This is a genomic window from Streptomyces hoynatensis, assembly GCF_003626535.1.
In the GTDB taxonomy this organism is placed as follows: domain Bacteria; phylum Actinomycetota; class Actinomycetes; order Streptomycetales; family Streptomycetaceae; genus Streptomyces; species Streptomyces hoynatensis.
On sequence record NZ_RBAL01000005.1, the window covers coordinates 256,297 to 267,513 of the forward strand.

Annotated in this window: 10 protein-coding genes, 1 tRNA gene and 1 other RNA gene; 1 reads left to right on the forward strand and 11 read right to left on the reverse strand. The window is 73.6% G+C overall.

The annotated features are described in order from the left end of the window. Window positions 1–88: 88 nt before the first annotated feature. Complete coding sequence (locus tag D7294_RS11420) at window positions 89–2,443, reverse strand: DNA polymerase III subunit gamma and tau (RefSeq protein ID WP_120678381.1); 2,355 nt, start codon at window positions 2,441–2,443, stop codon at window positions 89–91. Between the two features lie 42 nt (window positions 2,444–2,485). Beyond that, an RNA gene (gene ffs, locus D7294_RS11425) (signal recognition particle sRNA small type) lies at window positions 2,486–2,580 on the reverse strand. A 75-nt stretch (window positions 2,581–2,655) separates the two neighbouring features. Here ffs and D7294_RS11430 point away from each other — a divergent pair. Continuing rightward, window positions 2,656–2,740: transfer RNA gene (locus D7294_RS11430), tRNA-Ser, on the forward strand. A 66-nt stretch (window positions 2,741–2,806) separates the two neighbouring features. On the opposite strand, the gene D7294_RS11435 is transcribed toward D7294_RS11430, so the two are convergent. From D7294_RS11435 to D7294_RS11475, 9 genes are all read right to left on the reverse strand, one after another. Continuing rightward, window positions 2,807–4,087 (reverse strand): tyrosine-type recombinase/integrase, encoded by a 1,281-nt coding sequence (locus tag D7294_RS11435; RefSeq protein ID WP_120678383.1) that lies wholly within the window; start codon window positions 4,085–4,087, stop codon window positions 2,807–2,809. A gap of 80 nt (window positions 4,088–4,167) precedes the next feature. Next, window positions 4,168–4,386, reverse strand: coding sequence for an excisionase family DNA-binding protein (locus D7294_RS11440; protein ID WP_120678385.1), 219 nt, complete (start codon window positions 4,384–4,386; stop codon window positions 4,168–4,170). A gap of 227 nt (window positions 4,387–4,613) precedes the next feature. Next, window positions 4,614–5,777, reverse strand: a complete 1,164-nt coding sequence (locus D7294_RS11445; RefSeq protein WP_120678387.1) for a DUF3631 domain-containing protein — start codon at window positions 5,775–5,777, stop codon at window positions 4,614–4,616. Then, window positions 5,774–5,947, reverse strand: coding sequence for a hypothetical protein (locus D7294_RS11450; protein ID WP_174248318.1), 174 nt, complete (start codon window positions 5,945–5,947; stop codon window positions 5,774–5,776). The genes D7294_RS11445 and D7294_RS11450 overlap by 4 nt, the downstream gene beginning before the upstream one ends. Window positions 5,948–6,132: 185 nt before the next feature. Then, window positions 6,133–7,035: a bifunctional DNA primase/polymerase gene (locus tag D7294_RS11455; RefSeq protein WP_120678391.1), complete on the reverse strand. Its 903-nt coding sequence runs from the start codon at window positions 7,033–7,035 to the stop codon at window positions 6,133–6,135. A 93-nt stretch (window positions 7,036–7,128) separates the two neighbouring features. Further along, window positions 7,129–7,251, reverse strand: a complete 123-nt coding sequence (locus tag D7294_RS33700; RefSeq protein WP_277751080.1) for a hypothetical protein — start codon at window positions 7,249–7,251, stop codon at window positions 7,129–7,131. Window positions 7,252–7,261: 10 nt separating this feature from the next. After that, entirely contained in the window at window positions 7,262–7,789 is a 528-nt protein-coding gene (locus D7294_RS11460; RefSeq protein WP_120678393.1) for a hypothetical protein, read from the reverse strand. A 158-nt stretch (window positions 7,790–7,947) separates the two neighbouring features. Continuing rightward, the gene (locus tag D7294_RS11465; RefSeq protein ID WP_158674609.1) at window positions 7,948–10,059 is read right to left on the reverse strand and encodes a type IV secretion system DNA-binding domain-containing protein; all 2,112 of its coding nucleotides are present in this window, start codon (window positions 10,057–10,059) and stop codon (window positions 7,948–7,950) included. Window positions 10,060–10,151: 92 nt separating this feature from the next. Then, a complete protein-coding gene (locus tag D7294_RS11475; protein ID WP_147450820.1) occupies window positions 10,152–10,823 on the reverse strand; it encodes a hypothetical protein in 672 nt (223 codons plus the stop codon). Between the last annotated feature and the right edge of the window lie 394 nt (window positions 10,824–11,217).

Consider the following 11,217-nt stretch of genomic DNA (forward strand, 5'->3'; position numbering starts at 1 on the left):
CCGCCGTGGGCGCGTACCGCCGGGCCGCCACCGCGACCGCCGCGGCTTTCCTTACCCCCCGAGCGTACGGGCTCCGGCCACGGAGGTCTCACTCGTGGTGGAACTCCTCGATGACCGTCGCCCCCAGCTCCCTGACGATCAGCTCGTAACCGGCGAGGGCCGTGTCCTCCAGATCGGGGTCGTCCTCGGCCGGCACGTCGTCGTCGGCGGAGACCGGCGCGGCCGCGGGGGCGGGCGCCGTGGGCCCCGCGCCCGCCGCGCGCGCCGCGGCGGCCGCGCGCCCGGAGCCCGCCGGGGGCCCGGAGGGCGCGGGCGAGGCCGGGGACGGGTCGGCGGAGGGCCCGGGAGCCTGCGGGGCGGCGGCCGGGCGCGGCACCGCGGGGGCCTGCGGGGGCGCCTGCCCCGCGGGGCGGCCACCCGGCCGGGCGCCGCCGAACCCGCCCGGAGGCCCGCCGCCGGGGCCCGGGCCGCCGGGGCCGCCGCCCTGGCCGGAACCGCCCGGGTCGACGACGGCCTCGATCCGCCACTGCACGCCCATCGCCTCGCCGAGCGCCTGCCGCAGCACGTCCTCGCTGCCGCTGTTCACGAAGCTGTCCCGGGCGCCCGCCGTGGCGAAGCCGAGCCGCAGCACGCCTCCATCGAAGCCGGCGACCTGGGCGTTCTGGCTGAGCAGAATCCAGCTGAACCTGCGCTTCCCCTTCACCGCCTCCAGGATCTCCGGCCACAGCTGACGCACCCGGGCCGCGTCCCGATCCGAGCCGCCCGTGGGCGCCGGCGGCGCGGAGGAGGCCGCCGCGGGGGCCGCCGCGGACGGGGGGGCGGCCGGGGGCTGCCCCTGGGCGGGGGGCGGCGGGGCCTGCCGGGCGGGCTCGCCGCCCGCCGCGCCGCTCCCCGTGGGCCATGCCCCGGGCCGGGCACCGCCCGCCGGGCCGCCGCCCGCCTGTGGGCCGCCACCCGCAGGGCCGCTCCCCGTCGGCCAGGCACCGGGCCGGGCACCGCCGCCCGGCGCGGCCCCGCCGGGGGCGGGGGCGGACGGGGCAGGGGCGGGCGCCGGGGCCGCGGGCGCTTCGGGCGCCGGCGCGCCCGGCCCGGAAGCCGCGGGCGAGGCCACGGCCGGGGCGGCGGGCGCGTTCGCGGGCGGCGGCGCGGCAGACGGCGCGTTCGCAGACGGTACGGGGGCGGACGCCGGGGCGGCGGCCACCGGCCCCGGGCCCGCCGCCACGGGCGGCGCGGCGGACGTGCCCGCCCCGCCACCGCCGAACGCCGCCCCGCCGCCCGCGAACGCCGCCCCACGCTCCAGCCGGTCGATCCGGCTGAGCAGCGCCTGCTCGCCCCCGTACGCCGCGGGCAGCAGCACCCGGGCGCAGATCAGCTCCAGCTGCAGCCGCGGGGAGGTCGCCCCGCGCATCTCGGTGAGGCCCGCGTTCACCAGGTCGGCGGCCCGGCTCAGCTCGGCGGGCCCGAGCCGGCCGGCCTGCGCCCGCATCCGTTCCAGCACGTCCGCGGGAACGTCGATCAGCCCCTTCTCCGCCGCGTCGGGCACGGCGGCCAGGATCAGCAGGTCCCGCAGCCGCTCCAGCAGGTCGGCCACGAAGCGCCGCGGATCGTGCCCGCCCTCGATCACCCGGTCCACGACCCCGAAGGCCGCCGCCCCGTCCCCCGCCGCGAAGGCCTCGACCACGTCGTCGAGCAGCGCCCCGTCCGTGTAGCCGAGGAGTGAGGTCGCCATCTCGTACGTGACGCCGCCCTCGTCCGCGCCCGCGAGCAGCTGGTCCATGACGGACATCGAGTCGCGGACCGATCCGGCGCCCGCCCTGACGACCAGCGGCAGCACCGCGCCGTCCACCGCGATGGCCTCCCGCTCACAGACCTCGCGCAGGTAGTCACGCAGGGTGCCCGGGGGCACCAGCCGGAACGGATAGTGGTGCGTGCGCGACCTGATCGTCCCGATGACCTTCTCCGGCTCGGTGGTCGCGAAGATGAACTTCAGGTGCTCGGGCGGCTCCTCGACCACCTTCAGCAGGGCGTTGAACCCCGCCGAGGTGACCATGTGCGCCTCGTCGATGATGTAGATCTTGTACCGGCTCGCCGCCGGCCCGAAGAACGCCTTCTCCCGCAGCTCCCGCGCGTCGTCCACACCCCCGTGCGAGGCGGCGTCGATCTCGATCACGTCGATGGAACCCGGCCCGTTGCGCGCCAGGTCCAGGCAGGACCTGCACTCCCCGCAGGGCGTCGGCGTGGGGCCCTGCTCACAGTTCAGGCAGCGGGCGAGGATCCGCGCGCTCGTCGTCTTGCCACAGCCGCGCGGCCCGCTGAAGAGGTACGCGTGATTGACCCTGTTGTTCCGCAGGGCCTGCTGAAGCGGGGTGGTCACGTGCTCCTGCCCGATGACCTCGGCGAAGGTCTCGGGTCGGTAACGACGGTACAGCGCGAGGGACGACACGCCTCCGACGATATCCGCCGCCACTGACAGCGCCACAGACACGACAGGGCCCCTCACGCACCCGCCAGAGCTCACCTACCCTTGCTGCCTTCCGGCCCTGGGGGAGTTCAGCGAGATGACGCCACGCGAGGGGCTGCGCCCAACCCTACCGGATCTCCGGACCGTGCAAGACGGTTCGCGACCACACAGGCTCGTCTTGTATCGTTTCCCGCGGAGGATTCGCCTAGAGGCCTAGGGCGCACGCTTGGAAAGCGTGTTGGGTTCACACCCTCACGAGTTCGAATCTCGTATCCTCCGCACCCGCCTGAACAGGCGAAACGAGGGGCCCCGTTGATCATCGACGGGGCCCCTCGCCATGGGGCGCTACCCCTCGTTGTCCTGGTTTTTGTCCACAGAAGGTGTGCCCGGAGCTCCCCACAGGGCGTCGGCGATCTTCCGGGCCACGTCCTTGAGCATGGCGTCCGGCACGTGGAGGTACCTCGCACGCATGCGCGCCGAGGTACCCGGCTCCCATCCCATGATCTGGTCGATGACGCGATCCGGGACACCGAGCAGCATGAGGACGGTGGCGGCGGTGTGCCGGGCATCGTGCAGCCGCGCGGCCCGAACCCTCGCGTCCACGAGCAGCTGCTTCCACTCGTGATAGTCCGTGTTCGGGCTCAGCGGGCCGCCGAGCCGCTTGGTGAACACGTAGTCCGACTCAGCCCACAGGTCGCCGGCCGACGCGCGCTCTCCCGCCTGGGCCTCGGCGTGCAGGCGGAGCATGGCGACCAGCGGCCCCGGAAGCGGCACCGAGCGTCGCCCAGCTCGGGATTTGGTGTTCTTTGTCTCACGCCGGACCTGCACCCGGGCCGGGCAGTACCCCGCCTTCCGGCCGCACGCCGCGGCTTTCCCGCATCCGTGCTCGTACCGGGGGCGCAGACGATTCCGGCGCAGCTTCAGGTACTCGTTGTCCAAGTCGACGTCGGACCAGCGCAGCCCCAGCGTCTCGCCCTGCCGCAGGCCGAGCGCCAGCGCCAGCACCCAGCGGGCGCTGTTCCGCCTCTTGTTGGCCTCGAGTAGCAGGCGCTGAACCTCCTCCACCGAGTACGGGTCGACCTCGGTTTCGTCCTCTTCGATCCGCGGCGGTTTCGCCAACGCGGCAGCGTTCTTGGCAGCATGGCCGCGCCGCACCGCCTCGCCGAGGGCGGTCCTGATGGTCCTGTGCACCTGATGAGCCGTGCCTGCCCGGCTCCCGCTTTGCTGCATCCGGCGATACAGACTTTCCAGGTGCTCGGGCTCCAAGCGGTCGATGCGGTGTTTTCCCACGCCGGGCACGAGGTGCACGCGAACCGCCACCTCGTAGCCGTCGTACGTGTTCTCGCTCACAACCGGCTTGGCGATGTTCTCCACCCAATGCCAAAGCCACTTCTCGACCGTCCAGGGCTTGCCGGGCTGACGCGCCGAGCCCTCGTCACGCTGCTTCTCAAGCCGCCGGACTTCCTCGACCAATTCCCTGCGGGTCGGGCGCGTCAGGTGCCGGCGGTACGGCGTTCCGTCGTCCTTGTAGCCCATCGGGACGCGGGCGTGCCAACGGCCGTCCTGCCCGAAGTAGATGGCCGATTCGCCGTTGGCGCGGCGAGTGCGCTTCTTCTCCTCCGCCACGGGCGGCTCCTTCTTGGATGCGCGGAAAAAGCACGGAGCGCCGCCCGCTGGGGCGGCGCTCCGGCCGAAGTTGAAAAGGGTCAGGCGGCGCGCAGGCGGGCGCGTCGTCGGGCGACGTATTCCGAAAGGGCGTCGACAGGAATACGCCGGAGACTGCCGATCGGGATGGATTCCAGTTCTCCGCTCCGGATGAGCTGATAGCAGGTGGTCCGGCCAATGCGGAGTCGGCGAGCGGCCTCTTCGACGGTCAGCAGCACGAGCGTGGGATCGATGGCGTCGGCAAGCCGAGGCGTGTCCATGGATGGGGCACTCCTTCGTCTGACTGCGGGGTGAGCCGGGTGGTTCGTCCCTCCCCTTCCGAGGGAGCCGCTACATCCGCTTTTCCGCTACATCGCAGGTCAGGGGCCTGTTTCGGGTAGCGGGGGGTGCGGATGTAGCGGCTACGTCGGCTTCCGGTGCGTGTGATGCGGATGTGGGGCGGAAGCCGGTGTTGTGGATGCGTAGCCGCTACGCGCGGCGGTCCGCGCTACAGCGGCATGGGCTCTGAGCTGGGCTGTAGCGGTTGTGGCGCTTGTGGCGGAACTCCGGGCGGCGGGGGGCAGTACCTCTGCCAGGCGTCGTGAAGGTCGCCGGCGTAGTAGCCCTTGAGCACGCCGCCGCTCGTGCGGATGTTGCGCGAGGCGATCGGTTCGTTGTCGGCGGTCACGTACTCGCTGAGCATCCGGGACAGGCGGCGGGAGTCCAGCGGCTTGCCGTGCAGGTCGGCCCACGGGGCGTCGTCGAGGGCGTTCAGGCGGTCGATGATGGCCACCGTGGGAAGGCGGTCCATCCCCACCATGACGTGATCGCGCAGATCCGTGAGCAGCCGCACGCCGAGGCTGCCCTTGTCTGTGGCTTCGGCGGCCTTGACCAGGGTCAGGCAAGCTTTTCTTGCCCGCCGGGGCCAGTTGCCGCCGGCCGCGTCCGCCACCGCGAGCAGCGGTTCCCACACATCCGCCGGGCGGTCGGTGACGCCCTCGGGCATCTCCGGCCACAGGCCGGTGACCTGCTCGCGGACCTGCTCGGCCCACGCGGCCAGGCGGTCACGCAGGGCGTGGCCCTCCTTCTCGTGCACGCGCGCACGGAACGCCTCGACCTGCTCCGTTCGCGCCCGGCGGCGCATGCGGATGATGACGGAGCGGGTGAGGATGGTGTCGGGCAGGGAGCCGAGTCCCGCGAGGGCGACGGCGCAGTAGGAGGGGAAGGCGACGACGGACTGTGTGGAGCCGTCTCCGACGCAGCGGTAGGTGACGCCGGAGCGGCGGTGTCCGGCGTTGAGGAACCCCCTCAGCTCTTCGTTCTCCCCGGCTTTGGGGCCGAAGACGGTGTCGATCTCGTCGAAGAGGATCGTCGGGCGTCCTTCCAGGCCGGAGACGGCGCGGAAGAGCGCGGCGGCCGAGGCGTTCACGGCCACCATCGGGTGGGGAACCAGGGTCTCGACAATCTCCAGCGCGCGGGACTTGCCCGAGCCCGGTTCGGGGCTGAGGAAGGCCAGGCGGGGGGTGGAGTCGAAGGCGTCGAGCAGGTGGGCGTGTGCGTCCCACAGGACGACGGCGACGTAGGCGGCTTCGGTGGGGAAGGCGTTGAACCGGCGGTGGAATGCCTCGACTTCGTGCAGCAGCGCGGCGCCGTCCACAAACTGTGTGCTCATGCGGCCTTCCTCCTCTCGGGGGCGGGCGTGCGGAGGGGGCAGGTGTCGCGGTGGGCGGTGTGGTCGGCGATCAGGGCGGCCACCCGGCGGCGGCCGATGACGCGTTCGTCCCGGCCGCACACGCACCACGAACGGGCCGTCGGCACCGTCTGCCAGTCGGGCGGGGCCACGATGTGGAGCCATGCGGCGGGGCGGCGGCCGTCGCTCTGGTGCGGGTCAGGGCTTGAATCGGACGGCCTTCGGCCGACGTTCTTCACGGCGCCCTCGACAGTGGGGGGTGCGGGCGTGTGCGCGGCGCCGGGCCGGGGCGGGGCAGGAAGGCTTTTCAGCCGGGGATGTGGGCGGGGGCGGGCGTTCATGCCGCGTCCCGGGGGCGGGCGGTGCGGAGGGACCACTCCAGGGCGCTGCGCAGGGTGGAGCGGCACTCGTGCGGCGTGAGTCCGGCCGCCTGCCCCGCCGCCTGAAAAGCCTCCTCAACCGCGTGGCGGGGGATATCGCCCCAAGCCACGAACCGCCCCATGGCGCGCGCGGCCACGAACAGCCGGTACTCACGCTGCCCCTGCGGCGCCGAGGCAACCGCGGTGCTCTCGCGTTCCAGGGCCACGACCGCCACCCGCCTGCCGTCCCGGACGGGGGCGAGGGCCACCGGGGTGGCGGGCGGAGGCGGCGGGGTGAGCGCGTCCCGCAGCCACCCGGGCAACGGCGCCACCGCGGCGGGATCGATGACCTCGTAGGTGCCGCGGGGGGTGATGCTGCCGGGGGCGACGACGTAGCCACCCCAGGCGCGGGTGTCGATCCGCGGGCCGAGCCTGCCCGCGCTGTTCCGCAGCCGCACCCCGGTGGGTGCGGCGAAGTACAGGTGCTGCCCGCCGCTCGCAGTCCGGATGCGGTATGTGGTGGGGACGGCAGCTCCGGCGCGCTCGCAGAGCGCCTGGAAGGTCGTCACGCCGCAAGGCGTGCCCGCTTCATCCCCGGGCTTCGCCGCGTCCAGGTCGACCACGACCAACCCGGCCGGACCCGTCGCAATCCCGACGTTGTAGGGGCGGCGGGCCCAGGCGGCGCGGATCAGGCCGGGGTCGAGGGTGGCGCGCTGTTCCCACTTCAGGTGCCCGCCCGCGCACCGCCCGGCGCGCGGGCAGCGGTCCTCGGAATGCCCGGCGGGCCGCTTGTCCCCGGGCCGCAGCGGGAAGACGGGCCAGCCGCGCTCGACGGCGGCCAGTGCGGCATTCAGCAGCGCCACACGAGGGTCATGGGCCATAGTGGAGGTGTCCTGTTCTCTCGTTGGGACGGGTCGAATCGGGGCGGCGGGAAGTCCTTGGCGTGGAACCCGCCGCCTCGCCTTTGTTCGTGGTCAGAACCAGTTGTCGGGGTCGTCCTCCTGGTCCTCGTAGGCGCGCTGGTCGCAGTCCGGGCAGCCGCAGTAGGTCCACGAGCCGTCGATGAACTCGGCGTAGCACTCGAAGTCGTCGTCCATCAGGGGCCTTTCAGCGGTGGTGGATGGTGCCGTTGGCCTTGCCGAACAGGCCGGTGGCGGTGATGTTCTGCGTGATGTGGGTGGTGGGCTCCTGCTCGGCGGCCTCGGCCAGGCGGCGCCGGAAGGCGGTGCGCAGGAGCATCGCGGCGGCCCCGACGCTGCCCGAGGCGATGGCCAGGGCGACGGCCGCGGTCATGAGTCCCCCCGAGGCGGATGCGATGAGTCCGGCGCCGACGCCCACACCGGCGCTGGCCGCGCCGAGGCCCGTGCCGCCCGCGGCGACCATCAAGGCGGTGTCTTTGGCGCGACCCGACATACGTGCGTCGGCCGTGGCGACCGGCGCGGCCACGGGTGCGGGCGCGGGCGCGGGCGCGGGCGCGGCGGCCTGCTGGTGGATGAGTGCGGCGAGGAGGGCGAGTTGCTGAGGGGTGAGTTCGGCCGTTCGCCCGGGGTGGTGGGCGAGGGGGTAGGTCGGGGTCGGGGTGGGGTGCTCGGGGCGGTAGAGGGTGACCTCGGGCGAGTCGGGTGCGGGGTTCACGGCGTTCTCCGGCTTCGGGTGTGGCTTGTCGTCCGGGTTGTCGTGCGCCTTGTCGCTTGTCTTGTCTTGTCGCTTGTCGTCTCGCAGGTCAGAGGGGCGTTTCAGGGGGCCGCACGGGTGTGCGGCCCCCTGACGGCGAGGGGACGACAAGGGGTGCGTCAGGCGCCGGTGGGGGGCTTGGGGGCGTGCTGGCAGTGGACGTAGCGGGCCTTGGTTCCGGTGCCGACGCGGACGGCTTCGCCGCTTCGCACCCATGCCTTGAGCCAGCCGACGACGGTTTGCCGGGAGGTGCCGAACTCGCCGGCCAGCTCCCGCGCGATGGCCGAGGCCCCGGTTCCCTGGGGTCCCGCGGCGAAGAGAAGGGCGAGCGCGGCCTCGCGGGCATCGGTCTGCTCGGGCTGCTCGCTCTCGCGGCCGGTGGTCCAGGTTGTGGGGTCCGACCAGTCCGTGCCGTCGTCCTGCTCGTGGTCGTCACCGCGCTCCGGGATGGCGTCGGGGGCCTGGAACATGGCCTCCAGCTCCTTCACGCTGGGCGTGGTGACCTCCCGGGGCTGGTCCCAGGAAGCGGTCGCCTTCCACTCGCGCACCGGCCGCCCTTCCCCCGCTTCGGTCGTGCGGCCGGCGGCGAGGGTGGTGGCGTGCTGGTCGGCCCACAGGTGGCCGCAGCGCTCCAGCGTCCAGCGGTCGGTGTAGTCGGCCCCGGCGGCCTTGAGCGAGGGGCCGTCGAGGGTGGGTCGGCGGGTGGCGGTGGCCGCACAGACCTCCTCGATCAGGGAGGGGGTGATGCGTTCCTGCCGCCCCTTCTCGGGGGCCTTGCCCTCGGTGCCCACGAGCAGGGAGCCGGGTCCGTCGAACGCGTCCTCGATGCTCAGGGCCCGCCAGCCGAAGGTGTAGCCGAGTTCGGAGTCCTCGGTGGCGCCGGTGCACACCCGGTTGGACGCCTGCTTGCGCACCATGGGATCGGGAAGCACGTCCTGAGTGACGCGCAGCACGGAGACGACCGCGCGGATCGCCATGGCGCGGGCGATGCGGATGACCTCGGAGATGCCGGCCATGACCTGCCGGGCCTCGCGGGTGGCGGCGACTTCGGCGCCCTCGTCCACCACGATCACGATCTCGGGCAGGGTGGGGCCGACGGGAAGCTTGTCGTCGTCGGCGTCCCTCATGTGCTGCTGGTAGGCGACCTTGCGGGCCTTGGCGATGCGCACCGCGGCCCGCAGCATCCTGGTTGCCTCCTTCGGGGTGGAGGCGGCCCAGTCCACGCCGGGGGCAGGGATGTCGGCCCCGGACCAGCGGGAGCCCTCGGCTCCAGTCTGCGCCTCGCGCCAGGCGTGCAGCCAGGGCAGGGCCAGGGAGCCGCCGTTGAGGTCGATCACCCACACCAGCGTGTCGTTGGTCTGGTTCAGGCGGGCGATGAGGCGGTGCAGCCAGTTCGTCTTGCCCGTGCCCGTGGTCCCGGCCACGATCGTGGAAGCCTGCCGCAGGTCCAGCTCCGCGGCCCCGCCGTCGGACAGCAGGGCCAGCGGGATCGGGTTGTTGACCGTGGTCACCTCTGCCATCTCGGCGACGGGGAAGGGGAGTTCCTGTCCGGCCAGAGACTTGGTGGTCACCTTGATGAGGACCAGACGGCGCGAAAGCCCGTCGTGAACGCTGATCCCGCAGCCCGTGGGCAAGTCGAGGTCGGCGGCCAGCGCCGGGCCGCGCTCGGCGATGGCCTTGCGGGTCACCCCTCCGGCGGGGAGCTTGACTTCGAGGGTGTAGCCGCAGCCGGTGGGCCAGTGCTCGATGCCGACGACTTCCACGCCGTCGATGCGGCAGACCCGGGCGATCCGGTCGATCCAGTCGGCGGCCATCTGGCGGCGGGTGCCGATGGCCAGCAGCGTGGCGCGCCGCGACTGCTCGGTCACCTCGTGCGCCGCGAACCCTGCCCCGAGCGTTCCCGCGGCGACGCCGCCGACGGCGAGGACGCCGAGGGCGGTCAGGGAGGCGGGCCCGCCGGTGGCCAGAGCCCACGAGGACCAGCCGCCGGCGGCCAGGCAGCAGGTGGTGCGGAAGGCGACGCTGGCACGAGACAGGCGGCGGCGGATACCGGCGGCGGCCGTGCCGAGGGCTCCCGCCGCTCCGGCCGCGGCGGCCCAACCGGCGGGCATCCCGGCCGCCGAGGCCAGGGCGGTGGTGGTGAACGTCCCGGCGGTGGCGTTGAGCGTGCCGGACACCATGCCGTGTCCCGCACTCCAATCCACCCGGGCCGTAGGGTTCTTGCTGCTCAAGACGCTGCATCCTTCCTGGAACAAGGCCGCGGCCCCGGCCTCGTTGCGAGGTCTGGGCCGCGGCGGCCGTTGTTCGGTGTGGGGTGGGTGGGTCAGACGTTCCACTTCCGCTCGGCGTCCAGGCCGTTGCGGGGGTTCTCGCCGCGCTCGATGTCCGCGGCGTGGACGCGGCGGTAGACCACCGGAACCTCCTCGAGGGCGGCCACCACGCGGTTCATCACGCGGTACCCCTCGCCCATCTCCTCGACCACCTTCGGGTCGACCGGAAGCTTCTCCCGGGAAATCTCGGCCAGGACCCGCAGGGTTTCCTGCACGGTGCCGAGGGCGGTGGGCAGGTCGTCGATGAGCGCCTGGAACTCGGGCATGTACTCGGGGTCGAAGGTCTGGGCGGCCTGAAGCATCACCTCTGCCGCATCCGACAGGCGCGTGAAGGCCGTGCCGGTCGTCTCGGACATGGAACCCTCCCTCGGGGTGTTGGACTTGCCGAACTCCACGCGGCCCGCCGCCTGGCCCGCGCCCACCGGTGCCTTCGTCCGCTGCCGGCGGCGGGCGGGGTCGTTGACCTGCTCGGCGGGAACCGGCACCTCCTTGGGCGGGTTCGTGCCGAGGACGGCCGCGTCCCTCTTTGCTCGCGCGGCGCGCGCCCGGTTCGACAACCGGGCCCACACCGCGCGCATGTGGCCGAAGGCGCGGCCGGGGTGGCGCCAGTTCCACAGGCCCGACAGCACCCCCACCGCGCTGGCCATCAGACCCGCACCGGCCATCCGGGCCCGGTAGCGTAAGCCGGAACGACGCAGCGCCTTCGCCGTGGCCCGCGGCCCCGGCGCCTTCTCTCCCTGCAGCGGGGCGCCGGGCTTGGGGTCGAGCCCCGCGCTCTTGCGGGCCCTCTCCACCCCCTTGGCCACCCGCCGCGCCGCACGCCGGTCAGCCTTCGCCGCACGCGCCGACGCCCCGGCCTGCCAACGGTTGCGGCCCTGCGCGACCCACGCGCCCGGGCCCTGCCGACGACCGGCACCCGCGCGCTCGCCCCGGCCGGGGGAAGCCGCCCGGTCGGCCCCGGCCGGGCCCTTGTCCGGACGCCTCGGGAACCCGCCCGTCGTCGGCCCGGCCCCGCCCGCGCCCTGGGACACGCGGCGAGGTGAGGGCGACGGGCCGCGG